Below are 16,206 nucleotides of genomic sequence, written 5' to 3'. Positions count from 1 at the left end.
GTCCTCACTTGATTCCCGTGTTGGCGATACCGGTGACGATGTAGCGCTGCAGGAACAGGAAGATGATGACCACCGGCAGCATCGTCACCACACTCATCGCGAGGATGTAGTTGAACGAGACGACCTCTTCGGCGCTGAACTGGGCCAGCGCCACCGGCAGCGTGTACTTGCTCGAGTCCTGGCTGATCACCAGCGGCCAGAGGAAGTCGTTCCACCGCCACATGATCGAGAAGATCGTCACGACCGCGATCGGTGCCCCGCACAGCGGCACCACCACGCGCAGGAAGGTCGAGAACTCACCGGCCCCGTCGACGCGGGACGACTCGATGAGCTCGTCGGGGATCGACAGCATGTACTGCCGGATGAGGAACACCCCGGTGGGGGTGGCCGCGGGCGGGATGATCAGGCCCCACAGCGAGTTGACCAGGCCCAGGTTGGCGGCCACCTGGTAGATCGAGATCAGGATCACCTGCAGGGGCACCATGATCATTGCCAGCACCAGCACGAACAGGGCGTCGCGGCCGCGAAAGTTGTACTTCGCCAGGCCATACGCGCACATGGTGTTGATCACGACCGTCAGCACAGTGGCGCCGATGGTGACGATCACCGAGTTCGAGATGTAGGTGGTGAAGTCGAACCGCTGCAGGGCCTCGACATAGTTCGTGGGCGCGAAGCTCTGCGGCAGCAGCTTGGGCGGGCGCTGGGCCAGCTCGGACTGCGTCTTGAAGCTCGACAGCACGGTCCAGACCAGTGGGACCAGCACGCCGATGGCCGCGCTGCCGAGCACGGCATAGCGCAGCACGGTGACCACCGGCGGGGTGTGCCGGCCGCTGGTCGAGGTCCACGTCCTGCGGCGGTCGGTGGTGCGGTGGTCGCTCGTGTGGGTTTGGGACGACCCGGTGGCGGTGCTCATGCTGCCCCCTTGCGACGCCCGTAGGCGAAGTTGATGGTGGTGAGCACGAACACCATGGCGAACAGCACCACTCCGCCGGCGGCGGCCAGGCCGTAGCGGCTGGGGGTGCTGAAGCCCTTCTCATAGATGTACTGCACGATCAGGGTGGTGCTGCCGACCGGGCCACCGCCGGTGAGGGTCCAGATGAAGTCGAACGACTGGAAGCCCGAGATGGTGGACAGGATCACGACCACCAGCGTCGTCGGGGCCAGCAGCGGCCAGGTGATCTTCGTGAACCGCTGCCATGAGGTGGCACCGTCCACCTTGGCGGCCTCGTGCACATTCGGGTCGATGCCCTGCAGGCCGGCGAGCATGATCAAGGTGTAGAAGCCGGTGTGCATCCACAGGCCCACGAAGATGATCACGCCCATGGCCAGGCCGCCGTCCACGAGCCAGCCCGGCTGGGGCAGGCCGAACGCGCCGAACACAGTGTTGATCAGGCCGTTCGACCGGTCGAACATCCAGCCCCACAGCAGGCCGATGACCACCGCCGACAGCAGCGAGGGCAGAAACACGACGGCGCGAAAGAACGTGCGGCCGGGAAAGTTGTCGTTGAGCAGCATCGCGAACAGCGTCGAGAAGACCACGGTCAGCCCCACGAACCCGGTGGTGAAGATGATCGTCTGGCCCAGCACCCGCGCGAACTCGCCGTCGGTGGCGATCTCGGTGAAGTTGCCTGCGCCGACCCAGCGGAACGTGCGCCCGTTGCGGGAGTCGTAGAGCGCCATGTTGAACATGTTCAGCGCGGGGTAGATCGTGAACAGGCCGAAGACGAGCATGTTCGGCAGCACGAACAGGTAGGGGGCGACCTTCTGCTGGGTCAGCCGGAACCGTCGACGGGGCTGCGCGGGCGCGGGGGCGCCCTGGACCGAGGGGAGGTCCAGGGCACCCTCGACCGAGGGGAGCGCAGGGTCAGCCTGCATCCTTGATGGCCCCTTCGACGTCAGTCTTCAGCTTCGCGGCTGCCGCCTCGGGGGTGGTCTTGTCGGCCAGCACCTCGGCGATCGCCGTCACCAGCGCCTTGGCGGAATTGCTGAAGGCCGGCGAGTAGGCGCTCACATAGGTGTCGGCAGGCGTCGTCTCGATTTCGGACACGTACACCTTCATGTCCGCGGGACGCGTCTTGTAGGGGATGTCGGCCTTGAGCAGGTCGGTGCGGGTCGGCAGGAAGTTGGCGTCGGCCACCATCTGCTTCTGGTTGTCGGTCGAGTTCATCCAGGCGATGAACTCGGCGGCGAGGGCTGGGTTCTTGGACTGCTTGAAACCGGCCATGAACTTGCCACCGGGGAATCCGCCGCAGCGCTCTTCGCACGCGTTGGGCAGGGCCCGCCACGTGAACTTGGCGTTCTTGGCGAAGGCACCGATCTGCCAGTTGCCGGACAGGTAGACCGGTGTCTGGCCGGCCAGGAAGATCTCGTTGGCCGCCTTGTACTTCGACCCGGCCTGCAGCACCAGGTCACGCGGCATGGTGCCGTCGGAGTTCCACTTCTTGAGGTCGGTCAGCATTTTGGTGGTCTTGGTCTGGTCGACCGCAGCGCTCTTGCCGTCGGCCGAGATCAGGGTGGTGCCGTACTGGCTGAGCATCGTCGAGAACCGGTGCCCCGAGACGTCGGCGGCGACCGCGTACTCGGTCTTGTTGGCGGCCTTGACCTTGTTGGCGGCATCGACCATCTCCTGCCACGACTTCCAGGCCTTGCCCACCTCGGGGATCGGCACGCCGGCCTTCTTGAACTGGTCCTCGTTGACGAACAGTCCGTTGATGGTCAGGTCGGACGGCACCGCGAGCCGCTTGCCATCGCTGTTGGCTGCCGCGTCGAAGCCCTCGATGAACTTGCCGTCGAGCGCCTCTTTCTGAAACTGGTTGAGGTCGAGCAGGTCGTCCCGGAAGTTGGTGAGGCTGGTCAACCGCGCCACATCGGGTGCGTTGCCGCCGGACAATCGGGCCTGCAGGGTCTGCTCGAGGTTGGCGAAGGGGATGATCTCGAGCTTGACCTTGACGCCCTTCTCTTTCTCGTACTTGGCGATCAGGTCGCGGGTGGCCTGCTCGTCGGGGCCGTCGGTGAAGTAGAGGTAGGTGAGTTCCTGGACCCCTTGGCGCGCGTCGGTATTGCTGGCTGAGGGGCCTGCTTCGGTCTCGCCGGGCGAGCATGCGGACAGCACGAGTGCTGCGGCGCACAGGAAGCCCACCGCGACGTTGCGGATTCTTCTCATGGGACTGCCCTTTCGGTTCAGTTGCGGGGCGCGTGGCCCAGACGTTCAGAGATGGATCGGGCTGTCTGCATCAACAGCGCGACGATGTGGTCCCGGCCCTCGTTGATCCGGTCATAGGGGCCTGCCACCGAGATGGAGCAGACCGGCTGGCCGACGTGGTCGACGACCGCCGCACCGAAGCACATGACGCCTGATTCGTGTTCGGCACGGTCGATGGCCCAGCCCCGCGTGCGCGACTCGAGCAGTTCGCGGCGCAGTTGGTCGGGGTCGGTGATGGTGGTGGGGGTGAACACCTTGAACTCGGCGCGCTGCAGGTAGGAGTCAAGGTCTGCCTCGTCCAGTCGCGACAGGAAGGCCTTGCCCAACGAACTGCAGTACATCGGCCGCCTGCTGCCCAGCAGCCGGCGCACCCCCACGGCGTGGTCGCTGCGGTCCTCGTGGGCGATGTAGACCATCTCGTCGCCGTCGCGCACGGCCATCAGAGCTGCCTCGTCGAGTTGCTGGGCGAGCCTGACCAACTCGACCCGCCCGTGTTCCCACGGGTCGAACGCACGCAGGCCCGCCATGCCCAGGTGCACCGAGCGCACCGAGGGCAGCACCACGCCGTTCAGGGTGGAGTCCCACTCGATGAGTTCGTGTTCGCGCAGCGTCATCAGCACCCGGAAGGCAGCACTCTTGGACAGGTCGAAGCGCTCGATGAGGCTGCCGACGGTCGGCTGTTCGCCGCTCGCCAGCACGCCCAGGATGGCCAGCCCCCGTTGCAGCGTGCCGATCGGGTTCTGCTTGTCAGCATCGATGGAACCGGGATCGATGGAACCGGGATCGATGGAACCGGGATCGATGGAACCGGGATCGATGGAACCGGGATCGATGGAACCGGGGTCGATGAGGCCCGAGTCGGTCCCGGCGTCGTATGGATGGTCCACTGTGCCCCCACTCCTCAGCCGGTCGACGCGTCCCGCTGATCAGTTCGTCGTTCCGCTGAATGAAGCCAACGCTAGGTCTGCACCGTGGTTGTGTCAATGGTTGGTTCGTCGTACTGTTCCTCGGTCTCGCTGGGCGACGGCCCTACGCTGGGCGGCATGAGCCCCTCACCCAGTGACCGCGTGACCGCCTTCATCGCCGACTACGCCGACCAGGTCGCGGCCATCACGCCTGCCTTCGACCGCACCAATCGCCAGGGACCGCCGCCGTTCCAGGACTGGCGCGACCGGCTCGCTGAGGTCGCCTCACGCCACGGAGTGGTGGGCTTCACACTCGACGCCAGCAGCTTCGAGTCACCCGGCGCCCACGACCCGCAGATCGAGTCGGTGGTCGGTGAGCAGGTCTCGGGCGAGGTGGCCATGGTCAGCGCCAGGCGCAACAAGCGCGTCGGGTACCGATTCCTGGAGTACTCGCTGCAGCGCAGCGGCGACGACTGGCGCATCAGTCGTATCCGTGACTACCGGGACGACCCGGATGCCCCCGCAGTGGATCCCGCGAAGGCCGCCGACGCGCTCGCTGCCCCGAGCCTGCAGGCCGAGCTTCGTCCGCTGGGTGAGCAGGACCGCCACGACCCCGGCTCGGCACTTGGCCCGGACGTGGTCGAGGTCGGCCGCTTCAGCCATTCAGGGCTCCTGGCGATCGGGGACTTCGGCGATCGCCTGGCCACGATCGTCCCGCTGGCCAGGCGTGTGGCCCCAGGCATGGCCACCGCCCACATCGTGCTGGTCGATGGACGCTGCGGGGCGCTGCGGGTGAGCCTGGCCGACGCGACCCCGGCCCAGTGGCGGCTGGCTGACGCGGTCGGGCGCGGCTACGTCTACGGCGTCGACGCCGGGAACCTGTCGGTGATCGATGCCGGACGCGCCTATGGCCTGACCGTGCGCGACAAAGAGGTGGCCTGGGAGGCCTTCGGGGACAGGGAGGCAGCCATGCTCGCCGCTGGTGATGAGGACTTCGGCGTGATTGCCCACTCGGGCAACGGCGACGGCGCCTACCCGGCGTACTGGGGTCTGGACGAGGTGGGTGAACCGGTGCAGCTGGTGGTCGACTTCGGCCTGGTTCCGGGGGCGCCCTGGGGCCGGTGAGATCACCGGCGTGGATGATCGGGGCTGGGCGCGCCCTTGGGTCATGTTCGTCGACCGCTGACAGACCGCGACGGGCAGGCAACGTGCACTTGTGGCGCCAGTGTCACGAGTGCAAGCCGGGTGGACGGAATCGCCTGCGAACGTGACGGTGGTGCCAGTTGTGCAAGTTTGGGGGCTGCCCGGACGATGCGGGTGAACGGTGCAGCAGGTGGAAGACTTCGGCCCGGCTCCGGAGGCACCCTGATGGACCACCAACGTGCACTTGTGGCGCCGGTGTCACGAGTGCAAGCGGGATGGACGGAATCGCCTGCGAACGTGGCGGTGGTGCCAGTTGTGCAAGTTTGGGGGCTGCCCGGACGATGCGGGTGAACGGTGCAGCAGGTGGAAGACTTCGGCCCGGCGCCGGAGGCACCCTGGATCTGATGGACCACCAACATGCACTTGTGACACCAGCGCCCCGAGTGCAAGCCGAACGGCCAGAATCGCCTGCGAGCGTGACCGTGGTGCCAGTTGTGCAAGTCTGGGGCCTGCCCGACGGCCTGCCCGACCCCGCCCCCGCCCCAGTGGAACTGCCTCGACCCGCCCCCGCCCCAGTGGAACTGCCTCGACCCGCCCCCGCCCCAGTGGAACTGCCCGACCCCACCCGCCGCCCGCCCCCGGTAGCATCGCCCCCGTGGACGATCAGAGCTGGCGCGAAGTCAGCGGCCTGGCCTGGGGTGATGTGTCGCGCCATTGGGTCGAGTTCGTCGACCCCGCCGACGCTGACCAGCTGATCAGGGCCGACCTGACCTGGCTCACCAGCGATTGGTCCTGCATCTTCGGTCAGGGCTGCCGCGGCATTTCGGCTGACCATCCGGGCGCGGGCTGTTGCACCTTTGGCGCGCATTTCACCGAGCCCGCCGACGAGGCACGCGTGGCCGCCCACGTCGAGCGGCTGACCGACGAGTTGTGGCAGCACCGGGCCGAGGGCCTGGCCCTGGGCTGGGCCGTCGATGCCGAGGACGACGTCCACGCCGATGAACCCGGGCACGACGACGACAACCCCGACGACAACACCCCCGCCACCCCACGCCAGACCCGCCGCCTCGACGTCGCCTGCATCTTTCACAACGACGCCACGTTCGCGGCCGGCAGCGGTTGCGCATTGCACCTGCTGGCGCTGCGACAAGGCATGTCACCGGTCGAGACCAAGCCTGACGTCTGCTGGCAGTTGCCGATCCGGCGCCAGTACAGACATGGCGAGCGGGCCGACGGCTCCCCCACCCTCGAGATCACCATCACCGAATTCACCCGCGGCGGCTGGGGCGCGGGCGGGGCCGACCTCGCCTGGTACTGCACCGGGTCACCGGCCGCCCACGTAGGCAGCGAGCCGGTGTTCCGCACCAGCCGCGACGAACTGGTCGAGCTGATCGGGCAATCGGCCTACGACGTGTTGTCAGTTGAATGTGAAACATTCTTGCGGCGCCGAATGCCCCTTCATCCGGCCACCGTTGCGGCGCGGGGGTCGTCCACGACATAGCGCAGCTTGTGAGGCCATGCACAATTGGACCACCTCGATTTCGCGGTTCGTGAACCCACAGGCCATGATGAACCCATGCATGTGGACCATTTGATCTTCGCTGCGGGGCCCGAGGGTCTGGCGTCCACCGTCGAGCGCCTGGGCGATGCCCTGGGCGCTGAGTTCATCAACGGCGGATTCCACCCTCGCTTCGGCACCCGCAACAACCTGCTGCCCCTCACCGAGGGCCGCTACCTCGAGGTCGTCGAGGTGCTCGACCACCCTGCCGCAGACAAGGCTGTCTTCGGTCAGGCGGTGCGCGCTCGCTCTGAGATGGGCGGTGGCTGGCTCGGCTGGGTCGTCTCGGTCGACGACCTGACCCCCTATGAGCAGCGCCTCGAGCGCCAGGCTGTGCCCGGCTCACGCCACTTTCCGGACGGACGCCTGCTCGAATGGGAGCAGCTGGGCATTCGGGGCCTGATGGCCGACCCGCAGCTGCCCTACTTCTTGAAGTGGATCTCGCCTGCCGAGGTGCAGCCGAGTGCGCTGCAGGGCGAGATCACCCTCGAGGCGATGCAGATCTCGGGCAACCAGCACCGCGTCGAGGAGTGGATCGGCACCGAGATCGACGACCAGCTCGATGGCGTGCGCATGGAGTTCAACAGCGAGAACGGTGCACCCGGCCTTGTCGCAGCGGTGTTCAACGTGCCGGGTCGCGGCGAGGTGCGCATCTGAGCCTGATGGCTCTGCAAGGTTTTGTCGGACCCCACCCCTACTGTGGTGGGCATGGCCAAGGCGAAGACTGACGGGTTCACCTGCACCGAGTGTGGTTGGACGACCGCGAAGTGGGTCGGGCGCTGCGGTGAATGCCAGACCTGGGGCAGCGTCGTCGAGGCGGGTGCCCCCAAGCTGGCGCAGGTTGCCACGTCGGTGCCGCTCACCAAGGCAGTGCCGATCGGCGACGTGCCGCAGGGTCAGGCCGACCGGCGCCTGACCGGCATCGGCGAACTCGACCGGGTGCTCGGCGGCGGCCTGGTGCCCGGTGTCGTGGTGCTGCTGGCCGGCGAACCCGGCGTGGGCAAGTCGACGCTGCTGCTCGAGGTGGCTGCGCGCTGGGCGCGTGGTGCGGCCGACGCCACCACCTTGTACGTGACCGGTGAAGAGTCGGCGGCCCAGGTCAGGCTGCGCGCCGGACGAACAAATGCGCTGGCCGACAACCTGTACCTGGCGGCCGAGAACGACCTGGGCACAGTGTTGGGGCACATTGAAGAGGTCTCGCCCAACCTGCTGGTGGTCGACTCGGTGCAGACAATCGGCACCGCCGAGGCCGACGGGTCACCCGGCGGGGTCACCCAGGTGCGAGAGGTCACCGGCGCACTGGTGCGGGTCGCCAAGCGGCGCGGCATGGCCGTGGTGATCGTGGGCCACGTGACCAAGGACGGCAGCATCGCCGGGCCGCGGATGCTGGAACACCTCGTCGACGTGGTGCTGGCCTTCGAGGGCGACCGGCACTCGGGGTTCCGCATGGTGCGGGCCACCAAGAACCGCTTCGGGCCCGCCGACGAGGTCGGCTGTTTCGAGATGAATGACTCCGGCATCGTCGAGGTGCCCGACCCCACCCACATCTTCACCACCCGGCACGCCGAACCCGTGCCCGGCACGTGCGTGACGGTGACGATGGAAGGTCGCCGCCCGCTGCTGGCCGAACTGCAGGCCCTGGTCGCGCCCTCGCCCTACCAGACCAGTCCGCGGCGCACGACCCACGGCCTCGAGAACTCGCGGGTGGCGCTGGTGCTGGCCGTGCTGGAACGCAAGGCCCGCCTGCCCTTGTCCCAGAAGGATGTCTACGTCTCGACCATCGGCGGTGCGCGGGTGAGCGACCCGACGACCGACCTGGCTGTGGCCATTGCGGTGGCGTCGGCGGCGGTCGACCGCAACTTTCCACAGCGTGTGGTCGCGATGGGCGAGGTGGGCTTGGCCGGCGACCTGCGCCGGGTGCCGGGGTTGGAACGGCGCGTGGCCGAGGCCGCCAGGCTCGGGTTCGAGCTGGCGCTGGTGCCGTCCAACTCGCGCGACGCATCCCAGAAACTGCCCCGCATGCACGGGTTGAAGGTGGTCGAGGTGGCCAGCCTGGCCGAGGCGCTCGGCGTGCTCGACCTGCGCCGGGGCGACTCGTGATGCGCCATGGGCCGGGCCGGCCTGCCTAGAGTGGTGCGCATGACCAGCGAGAACCTGAAGCGCTACCAGGCACTGATCGCCCCGGGCACGCAACTGCGCGACGGGCTGGAGCGGATCGTGCACGGCCGCACCGGCGCGCTGATCGTGCTGGGCAACACCGACGAGGTGCAGCAGGTGACCTCGGGCGGGTTCCACATCGACGTGCCGTTCACCCCGAGTGCACTGCGCGAACTGTCGAAGCTGGACGGCGGGATCATCCTGACCGCAGACCTCAGCCGCATCGTCCGGGCGGGGGTGCACTTTGTGCCCCGCGGCGACCTGCCCACCGACGAGACCGGCACCCGCCACCGCAGCGCCGACCGGGTCGCCCGCCAGACGCGGGTGCCCGTGGTCACGGTGTCGGCCTCGATGTCGACGATTGCGCTGTTCATGGACGGGCAGCGCCACCCGGTGGAATCACCCCAGCTGGTGCTGGCCCGCACGAACCAGGCACTGACGGCGATGTTCAGTCACCGCCAGTTCATCGTGGCGTTGTCGCGCGTGCTGAACGTGCTCGAGGTGCAGGACCAGGCCACGGTCGCCGATGTGGTGCGGCTGGCCCAACGGCTCGAGTTCAGCCGACGACTCGAACAAGAGGTGGTCGATGCGCTGGTCGTGCTCGGGGTCGAGGGCCGGCTGCTCGGCACCCAGCTGGCCGAGGTGCAGCAGGGCCGCGACGCGATGGCTGCCGACCTGCGCCGCGACTACCTGGACCGGCCCTCGGCGCTCGGCATGCAGGCGATCACGGACGCCGACCTGCTCGACCTGAACCGGGCCTCAGAGGCGTTCGGGTTCGGCAGCGCGCACCTGGATGCGCGGGTGCGGGCGCGGGGCTACCGGCAGTTGCACACCATCCCGCGGATGACCGACCAGGTGGCCGAGTCGCTGCTCGACCGGTTCGGGACCCTGCAAGAGGTGCTGGCCGCCACCGCCGCCGAGATCGCGGCCGTCGACGGCATCACGCAGTCACAGGCCAGGGTCGTCCGCGACGGGTTGATGCGACTGAGCGAGGCTGCGTTGAACGACTGACGCCTGCGTACTTGCCTGACGTGGTTACTCCGCCGATTTCGAGGTGCCGAGCACGCCGTTGATGAAGCCACTCACGACGCTGATCACCACCGAACCGGCCAGTGCCCACCAGAAGCCATCGACGTGGAAGCCGAGGTTGAGTTCGCCGGCGATCCACGAGACGAGCATCAACATGGCGGCGTTGATCACAAACAGGAACAACCCCAGCGTGAGGATGATGGCGCAGGTCGAGACGAACTGGGCCAACGGCTTGACCAGCGCATTGACCACGCCGATGATCGCGGCGACGGCAAGCAGGACGAGCGCCTGGTCCTGCCTGCTTGCGCCGGTGATGGCGACACCCGGCAACAGCCAGGCAGCGACGGCAACAGCGGCGGCGGTGGCAAGCACACGGATGATGAACTTCATGCCCCCAGCCTTGCACCAGACCCGGCGCCGGACCATGGGGAGCGACCCGGACTGACCCCCGGTCCGGCCGCGGATTGGGGGTGGGCCCGGCAAGCCTGCGCCGCCCGCGGCCGGTTCGTCCGTAATCTCGGGCCATGGACACGCTGCTGCATCCAGTCGGCCCGGACGGTGAGCGCACGTACTGGATTCGTCGCTCCGCCGCGATTGCCGTGATCGTGCTTGCCATCGCCCTGGTCGTGTGGCTGGCCACGCGGGCGTTCGGCGGCAGCACCGCATCGGGCGATGTGATCACCGCCGTGCCGACCGGTGAACAGCCATCGGACGCGTCCACCCCGGCGGCATCGGTCTCGACGACGCCGTCGGCCACACCCACGCCGTCAACCACCCCGACGCCGAGCACACCTGCTGCTTCGACACCAGCTGCTTCATCCCCGGCTTCGACGCCGGCCGCTTCATCCCCGGCTGCTTCGACCCCGGCCGCCTCGTCAGCCTCGTCCTCGACCGCCGGCAAACCGGCACCCAGCACGAGCGCCCCGCCCAGCAGCCCCAAGCCCACCGGGCCGCTCGCCTGTGACCCGTCGGCCGTCACCGCGTCCATCGAGGGCGCCACCCGGGTGAACACGGGCAACACCGTGAACCTGCGCGTCGGGCTGGCGAGCAAGAGCGCGTGTGTCATCGACCTGACGAAGACCACATTCGAGGTGCGCATCTATTCCGGGGCTGACCGCATCTGGTCGAGCAACGACTGCTCGACCCACAAGGCCGGCGGCACCGCGAGCCTTGGCCCGGGCAAGGCGTGGGGCTACACGATCCCCTGGAACACGAAGCGCTCGCTGGGCGACTGCAAGGTCGACACGGCCATGCTGCTGCCCGGCACCTATGTCGCCACGGCGGTGCTGTCGGGCGGGGCTCCGGTACAGCATGTGATGACGGTGCTGGCCTGAACCTGTGCTGGCCTGAACCTGTGAAGTAATGTGCCTCCACACGGCACAAAACTTCGGGCACCATGGGTGTGGTGACCGCCGACCCGCTGCAGCCCGACCGCGCCCACCCCGAGCGCCCCCGGGCCCGGGTCGTCGCCACCCTGCTCGACTGGTACGACGAGTTCGCCCGCGACCTGCCCTGGCGCCGCGCCGAGGCCACGCCCTGGGGTGTCATGGTCAGCGAGTTCATGCTGCAGCAGACCCCCGTCAACCGGGTGCTCGGGCCCTGGCATGAGTGGCTGGCCCGCTGGCCCACCCCTGCCGCGCTGGCCGCAGACCCTGCCGCCGAGGCCGTCCGCGCCTGGGGACGCCTCGGCTATCCCCGCCGCGCCCAACGCCTGCATGCCGCCGCCACGGCCATCGTCACCGAGCACGCGGGCGTTGTCCCCGACACCGTGGCCCAGCTCAAGGCCCTGCCCGGTGTCGGCGACTACACGGCCGCCGCCATCGCCAGTTTCGGTTTCGGACGACGTGAGCCGGTGGTCGACACCAACGTGCGCCGCGTGCTGCAACGCCTCGAAGACCCCAGCGGTGAGCGTCCGCCCTCGGTGGCCGACCGTGCCCTGGCCCTGGCGTGGCTGCCCGACGACGCCACGACCGCAGCCCGCTGGGCCGCTGCGTCCATGGAATTCGGTGCACTGGTCTGCACCGCCCGTGCCCCGCGCTGCGACGACGGCTGCCCCGTTGCTGCCCAGTGCGCCTGGAACCTCGCCGGTCGCCCCGAACCCGCCGTCGCGCCGCGCCGTCCACAGGACTGGCACGGCACCGACCGCCAGTGCCGCGGGGTGCTGCTCGCCGAACTGCGCCACCACCACGACGGACGCACCCGCGCGCAACTGCTCGCCCGCTGGCATGACGCCACCCAGGCCGAACGCTGCCTGGCGTCACTGCTCGAAGATGGGCTCGCCCGTGAATCGGGCTCGGTCATCACGCTGTAGTCGACAACAGGCGAAGGCCCCCACACAGGGAGGCCTTCGCCGGTCGAGCGGTGATGTGGGGACGGCCAGGATCAGTGGGGCATGCAACCTTCCATCAGCTGGATGCCATGGTCGGTCTGGCGCTTCATCAGCACCGAACCCTTCGAGTCGCAGATGGCGTTGACCAGCAAGGCGTAGCCCTGGCCGTTCTGGAAGTTGCCCTTGCCGCCCGGGGCGATGTCCGGCACCGTGCCCGGCGGCACGAACACCCAGGCCTGGTCCGCGCCCGGAAAGACGCTCGGCAGCCAGAACCAGTTGCCGGTCGAGACGACACCGTCGTTGCAGACTGCGCCGCATGCGGCCGGCGGCCGGCTGACGTTCGTACAGTCCAGGGCATAGGCGGCTGTGGGGATGAGGGTGACTGCTGCGGCCATGGCTGCTGCAGCGAGAGTCTTGCGAAGCACGTGTCCTCCTTGACAAGGAAAAAGTGCGCGTCGTCCCGGGGCACGACAAAACAAGCCGTGCCGATGAGGGTGATGATGGGGGATCTGTGGGCGACGCCTGATGCGGTCGGGCTCGCAGGGCCGAACCGCGCGTGGCGCCACCTGGGAAGCGGCGGCGTCATGGTGGCGAGCAGGCTCCGATGGGAGCCAGGGGGTTGCTCGCGGCTGCCATCCCGATCCACCGATAAGCCGAAGGCCGGGAATTGCGCTCAGGCTAGCATTACCTCACCACGCGGGCAATAGGTCTGTAACAGTGTTACCCAACTTGGCTTGCCAGCACGGCACAACGCCCTATGATGGAAGGAACCACGGGAGTCCGGGAACGGGCTGAGAGGGGGCTGAACCGCCCCGACCGTCGAACCTGATCTGGGTCATGCCAGCGCCAGGGAGCGATCTCTTCTTGCCGAAAGTCGGCATCTACCCGTGCACTTGTGAAAGGTGCACCCATGACCACGCACGACCTGCACAACACCACCAACAACAAGACCTCACCCACCACCGACGACCAGACCACCGCCGTCTCGACCAGGGGCTGGCGCGTCGTCGACATCGTCGTCACCGCCGTGCTCGGTGTCGCCGTGGGCCTGGTCTTCTGGGCCTGGAACACCATCGGCGGCATCTGGTTCGGCGCCATGGACGCCATCACCCCCGGCCTCGGCGGGCTCGCCGTCGGCGTCTGGCTGATCGGCGGCGTGATCGGTGGCCTGGTGATCCGCAAGCCGGGAGCAGCCCTGCTCGTCGAGCTCATCGCCGCCGCCGTCTCGGCCACGCTGGGCAACCAGTGGGGCATCACCACGCTGTATTCCGGCCTGGCACAGGGCATCGGCGCCGAGCTGATCTTCCTGGCCTTCCTGTACCGCCGCTTCAGCATCGAGGTCGCCGTGCTCGCCGGCATCGGTGCGGGCGTCGGTGCCTGGGTCTTCGAGTTCTTCTTCAGCAACCGCGCCAAGGGTGCGCTGTTCAACAGCATCTACCTGGGCAGCCTGGCGCTGTCGGGTGCCGTGCTCGCCGGCCTGCTCGGCTGGGTGCTCGTCAAGGCGCTGGCCGGCACCGGCGCCCTCGACCGTTTCGCCGCCGGACGCGAGGCCCGGACGAGCAAGACCGCGTGAGCAGCATCACCGCCGAGCACTGGGGCTGGCGGCACGCGGGGCGCTCCACCTGGGCCACCCGCGACCTGAGCTTCACCATCAGCCCCGGTGAAAGCGTCCTGCTGCTCGGTGCCAGCGGTGCGGGCAAGTCGACCCTGCTGCACGCCCTCGCCGGGGTCATCTCTGGCGACGAGGGCGAGCAGCAGGGCCGTCTGCTGATCGACGGGCGCCACCCGACCCGCGCGATCGGCCGGGTGGGGCTCGTGCAGCAGGACCCCGAATCGTCTGTCGTGCTCGCCCGCGTGGGCGACGACGTCGCGTTCGGCTGCGAGAACCTGCGTGTGCCCCGCGACGAGATCTGGCCGCGCGTGCGCGATGCGCTCGCGCAGGTCGGGTTGGACGTGCCGCTGCGCCACCCGACCTCTGCCCTGTCGGGCGGCCAGAAGCAACGACTGGCACTGGCCGGCGCGATCGCCATGCGCGCCGACATCCTGCTGCTCGACGAGCCGACCGCCAACCTCGACCCCGACGGCATCCGCCAGGTGGTCGAGGCCGTCGACCGGGTTGTCGCCGACCGCAGCCGCACCCTGGTCGTGGTCGAACACCGCGTTGATACCTGGGTCGACCTGGTCGACCGGGTCATCGTGTTGGACGCCGTCGGCGGGATCATTGCCGACGGCCCTGCCCGCGCCACCATCGAGGCCCACCGCGACGCACTGCTCGCCGCCGGGGTGTGGGTGCCGGGGGTGCCCGCACCAGCCGAGCCCCTGCCTCGTCCTGACCACGCGCCTCGTCCTGACCACGCGCCTCGTCCACAGACGGCCGCAAGCATCATCACCGGGCACGACCTCACCATCGCCCGCTCCCCCGACCGTCCCATCGCCAGCGGGATCGACATCACCCTGCCCGAGGCCACCTCGACCGTGCTCACCGGCCCCAACGGCGCCGGCAAGTCGACCCTGGCGCTCACCCTCGCCGGCCTGCTCGCCCCGCTGAACGGGCGCGTCAGCGCCGCGCCGAAGCTGCAACCACCGCCGCGGCGGCGCACCGACCCGGCCGACCCGGCGACGTGGCATTCGACCGACCTGACCACCCGCATCGGCACGGTGTTCCAGCAGCCCGAGCACCAGTTCGTCGCCGCATCGGTGCGCGACGAACTCACCGCCGGGCTCACCGCACTGAAGTGGCCCCAGGCGCGCATCAGCCAGCGCACCGACGAACTCATCCAGGCCCTCCACCTGGGCCACCTGACCGACGCCAACCCGTTCACCCTGTCGGGCGGCGAGAAGCGCAGGCTGTCGGTGGCCACCGTGCTGGCCACCAGCCCCGCCGTCATCGTGCTCGACGAACCCACCTTCGGGCAGGACCGCAACACCTGGCTCGAGCTCGTGCGACTGATCAGCGACCAGGTCACGAGCTTCGGCACCACCGTGCTGTCGGTCACCCATGACGCGGCGTACATCGAGGCACTCGGACAGGTGCACCTGCACCTCGACCCCGCCCACGGCCTCACCGATCGGGGCGTGCGCACACCATGACCCCAGCGACCACCACGACCCCAGCGACCACCACCAGAACGACCATGATCAACAGGATCAATCCCGTCACCCGCATCGTGCTGGCGATCCTGCTCAGCATCCCGGTGATCATCACCCTCGACTGGCTCTCGGCCACCATCGTCGCCGGGTTCTCGCTGCTGGCGGCACCGCTGGTCGGCTTCGGCACCTGGCGATTCATCAAGCGACTCGCGCCGCTGCTCGTGGTCGCCCCCATCGGCGCGCTGTCGATGGCGCTCTATGGCCTGCCGGGCGGGCCCACGTTCTTCGACTGGGGCCCGATCATGGTCACCGAGCAGTCGCTGTGGCTGGCGCTGGCCGTGTTCATCAGGGTCTTCGCGCTGGGCATGCCCGCGATCCTGCTGTTGACCACCGTCGACCCCACCGACATGGCCGACGGCCTGGCGCAGGTGTTCAGATTCCCCGCCCGGTTCGTGCTGGGCACGCTCGCCGGCATCCGCATGATCGGGTTGTTCCTCGACGACTGGCGCACGCTGGGCCAGGCCCGCCGCGCCCGCGGCCTGGGCGACACCGGCCGCCTGCGGCGCTGGACGACCATGGCGTTCACGCTGATGGTCTTCGCGGTCAGGCGCGGTTCACGGCTGGCCACCGCCATGGAGGCCCGCGGCTTCGGCGGCAGCGAGCGCACCTGGGCCAGGCCGTCACGGCTCAGCGCGGCCGACGGCATCGCCGTGGCCATCGTCCTCGCAGTGGGCGCATTCGCGCTGCTGGCCGCCCAACGGTTCGGCACCCTGTGGATCGTGGGGAGTTGATC

16 protein-coding genes and 1 riboswitch are annotated in these 16,206 nt (G+C 68.7%); of the genes, 10 read left to right on the top strand and 6 right to left on the bottom strand.

The window, feature by feature from the left end; all coding sequences use genetic code 11:
* Nucleotides 1–4: 4 nt before the first annotated feature.
* From ACQCX5_RS13700 to ACQCX5_RS13685, 4 genes are read right to left on the bottom strand one after another with little or no spacing between them, the layout of a single operon-like run.
* Nucleotides 5–913 carry a carbohydrate ABC transporter permease gene (locus tag ACQCX5_RS13700; RefSeq protein WP_434542603.1) on the bottom strand — a complete coding sequence of 303 codons (909 nt, stop codon included), beginning with the start codon at nucleotides 911–913 and terminating at the stop codon, nucleotides 5–7.
* Nucleotides 910–1,875, bottom strand: coding sequence for a carbohydrate ABC transporter permease (locus ACQCX5_RS13695; protein WP_434542602.1), 966 nt, complete (start codon nucleotides 1,873–1,875; stop codon nucleotides 910–912). The genes ACQCX5_RS13700 and ACQCX5_RS13695 overlap by 4 nt, the downstream gene beginning before the upstream one ends.
* On the bottom strand, nucleotides 1,865–3,163 hold the full coding sequence (locus ACQCX5_RS13690; protein ID WP_434542601.1) for an ABC transporter substrate-binding protein: 1,299 nt from the start codon (nucleotides 3,161–3,163) through the stop codon (nucleotides 1,865–1,867). Before ACQCX5_RS13690 ends, ACQCX5_RS13695 begins: the two co-directional genes overlap by 11 nt.
* A gap of 17 nt (nucleotides 3,164–3,180) precedes the next feature.
* Entirely contained in the window at nucleotides 3,181–4,089 is a 909-nt protein-coding gene (locus tag ACQCX5_RS13685) for an IclR family transcriptional regulator (RefSeq protein ID WP_434542600.1), read from the bottom strand.
* Nucleotides 4,090–4,245: 156 nt separating this feature from the next.
* Here ACQCX5_RS13685 and ACQCX5_RS13680 point away from each other — a divergent pair, with 156 nt between their 5' ends.
* The 5 genes from ACQCX5_RS13680 to disA all read left to right on the top strand — a co-directional run bounded on the left by ACQCX5_RS13680 (nucleotide 4,246) and on the right by disA (nucleotide 9,976).
* Complete coding sequence (locus ACQCX5_RS13680) at nucleotides 4,246–5,232, top strand: DUF4241 domain-containing protein (protein WP_434542599.1); 987 nt, start codon at nucleotides 4,246–4,248, stop codon at nucleotides 5,230–5,232.
* Between the two features lie 673 nt (nucleotides 5,233–5,905).
* Nucleotides 5,906–6,751 (top strand): hypothetical protein, encoded by an 846-nt coding sequence (locus tag ACQCX5_RS13675; RefSeq protein ID WP_434542598.1) that lies wholly within the window; start codon nucleotides 5,906–5,908, stop codon nucleotides 6,749–6,751.
* 75 nt (nucleotides 6,752–6,826) lie between these two features.
* Complete coding sequence (locus ACQCX5_RS13670; RefSeq protein ID WP_434542597.1) at nucleotides 6,827–7,465, top strand: VOC family protein; 639 nt, start codon at nucleotides 6,827–6,829, stop codon at nucleotides 7,463–7,465.
* Between the two features lie 51 nt (nucleotides 7,466–7,516).
* On the top strand, nucleotides 7,517–8,908 hold the full coding sequence (radA, locus tag ACQCX5_RS13665; protein WP_434542596.1) for a DNA repair protein RadA: 1,392 nt from the start codon (nucleotides 7,517–7,519) through the stop codon (nucleotides 8,906–8,908).
* A 39-nt stretch (nucleotides 8,909–8,947) separates the two neighbouring features.
* Nucleotides 8,948–9,976, top strand: a complete 1,029-nt coding sequence (disA, locus tag ACQCX5_RS13660) for a DNA integrity scanning diadenylate cyclase DisA (protein WP_434542595.1) — start codon at nucleotides 8,948–8,950, stop codon at nucleotides 9,974–9,976.
* Nucleotides 9,977–10,000: 24 nt separating this feature from the next.
* On the opposite strand, the gene ACQCX5_RS13655 is transcribed toward disA, so the two are convergent.
* Entirely contained in the window at nucleotides 10,001–10,384 is a 384-nt protein-coding gene (locus ACQCX5_RS13655; RefSeq protein WP_434542594.1) for a phage holin family protein, read from the bottom strand.
* A 134-nt stretch (nucleotides 10,385–10,518) separates the two neighbouring features.
* Here ACQCX5_RS13655 and ACQCX5_RS13650 point away from each other — a divergent pair, with 134 nt between their 5' ends.
* Both ACQCX5_RS13650 and ACQCX5_RS13645 read left to right on the top strand, forming a co-directional pair.
* A complete protein-coding gene (locus ACQCX5_RS13650; RefSeq protein WP_434542593.1) occupies nucleotides 10,519–11,328 on the top strand; it encodes a hypothetical protein in 810 nt (269 codons plus the stop codon).
* Nucleotides 11,329–11,390: 62 nt separating this feature from the next.
* Nucleotides 11,391–12,305 (top strand): A/G-specific adenine glycosylase, encoded by a 915-nt coding sequence (locus ACQCX5_RS13645; RefSeq protein WP_434542592.1) that lies wholly within the window; start codon nucleotides 11,391–11,393, stop codon nucleotides 12,303–12,305.
* A 71-nt stretch (nucleotides 12,306–12,376) separates the two neighbouring features.
* On the opposite strand, the gene ACQCX5_RS13640 is transcribed toward ACQCX5_RS13645, so the two are convergent.
* The gene (locus ACQCX5_RS13640) at nucleotides 12,377–12,748 is read right to left on the bottom strand and encodes a hypothetical protein (RefSeq protein WP_434542591.1); all 372 of its coding nucleotides are present in this window, start codon (nucleotides 12,746–12,748) and stop codon (nucleotides 12,377–12,379) included.
* 337 nt (nucleotides 12,749–13,085) lie between these two features.
* A riboswitch (TPP riboswitch) is annotated at nucleotides 13,086–13,194 on the top strand.
* Between the two features lie 39 nt (nucleotides 13,195–13,233).
* On the opposite strand from ACQCX5_RS13640, the gene ACQCX5_RS13635 reads away from it, so the two are divergent.
* The 3 genes from ACQCX5_RS13635 to ACQCX5_RS13625 are packed head-to-tail and all read left to right on the top strand — an operon-like array spanning nucleotide 13,234 to nucleotide 16,204.
* The gene (locus ACQCX5_RS13635) at nucleotides 13,234–13,896 is read left to right on the top strand and encodes an ECF transporter S component (protein ID WP_434542590.1); all 663 of its coding nucleotides are present in this window, start codon (nucleotides 13,234–13,236) and stop codon (nucleotides 13,894–13,896) included.
* The gene (locus tag ACQCX5_RS13630) at nucleotides 13,893–15,413 is read left to right on the top strand and encodes an ABC transporter ATP-binding protein (RefSeq protein WP_434542589.1); all 1,521 of its coding nucleotides are present in this window, start codon (nucleotides 13,893–13,895) and stop codon (nucleotides 15,411–15,413) included. Before ACQCX5_RS13635 ends, ACQCX5_RS13630 begins: the two co-directional genes overlap by 4 nt.
* A 44-nt stretch (nucleotides 15,414–15,457) precedes the next feature.
* Nucleotides 15,458–16,204 (top strand): energy-coupling factor transporter transmembrane component T family protein, encoded by a 747-nt coding sequence (locus tag ACQCX5_RS13625; RefSeq protein ID WP_434542588.1) that lies wholly within the window; start codon nucleotides 15,458–15,460, stop codon nucleotides 16,202–16,204.
* The last annotated feature ends 2 nt before the right edge of the window (nucleotides 16,205–16,206 follow it).

This window comes from Aestuariimicrobium sp. G57 (assembly GCF_050110855.1).
Lineage (GTDB): Bacteria > Actinomycetota > Actinomycetes > Propionibacteriales > Propionibacteriaceae > Aestuariimicrobium.
The sequence above is the reverse complement of the archived record's forward strand: the minus strand, read 5'-3'. Positions and strand labels throughout refer to the sequence as shown.

Bases quoted from the DNA above. Each gene is read 5' to 3' on its own strand.
- ACQCX5_RS13700 (WP_434542603.1), bottom strand. From the start codon at position 913: ATGAGCACCGCCACCGGGTCGTCCCAAACCCACACGAGCGACCACCGC.
- ACQCX5_RS13695 (WP_434542602.1), bottom strand. From the start codon at position 1,875: ATGCAGGCTGACCCTGCGCTCCCCTCGGTCGAGGGTGCCCTGGACCTC.
- ACQCX5_RS13690 (WP_434542601.1), bottom strand. From the start codon at position 3,163: ATGAGAAGAATCCGCAACGTCGCGGTGGGCTTCCTGTGCGCCGCAGCA.
- ACQCX5_RS13680 (WP_434542599.1), top strand. From the start codon at position 4,246: ATGAGCCCCTCACCCAGTGACCGCGTGACCGCCTTCATCGCCGACTAC.
- ACQCX5_RS13670 (WP_434542597.1), top strand. From the start codon at position 6,827: ATGCATGTGGACCATTTGATCTTCGCTGCGGGGCCCGAGGGTCTGGCG.
- radA (WP_434542596.1), top strand. From the start codon at position 7,517: ATGGCCAAGGCGAAGACTGACGGGTTCACCTGCACCGAGTGTGGTTGG.
- disA (WP_434542595.1), top strand. From the start codon at position 8,948: ATGACCAGCGAGAACCTGAAGCGCTACCAGGCACTGATCGCCCCGGGC.
- ACQCX5_RS13655 (WP_434542594.1), bottom strand. From the start codon at position 10,384: ATGAAGTTCATCATCCGTGTGCTTGCCACCGCCGCCGCTGTTGCCGTC.
- ACQCX5_RS13650 (WP_434542593.1), top strand. From the start codon at position 10,519: ATGGACACGCTGCTGCATCCAGTCGGCCCGGACGGTGAGCGCACGTAC.
- ACQCX5_RS13645 (WP_434542592.1), top strand. From the start codon at position 11,391: ATGGGTGTGGTGACCGCCGACCCGCTGCAGCCCGACCGCGCCCACCCC.
- ACQCX5_RS13635 (WP_434542590.1), top strand. From the start codon at position 13,234: ATGACCACGCACGACCTGCACAACACCACCAACAACAAGACCTCACCC.
- ACQCX5_RS13625 (WP_434542588.1), top strand. From the start codon at position 15,458: ATGATCAACAGGATCAATCCCGTCACCCGCATCGTGCTGGCGATCCTG.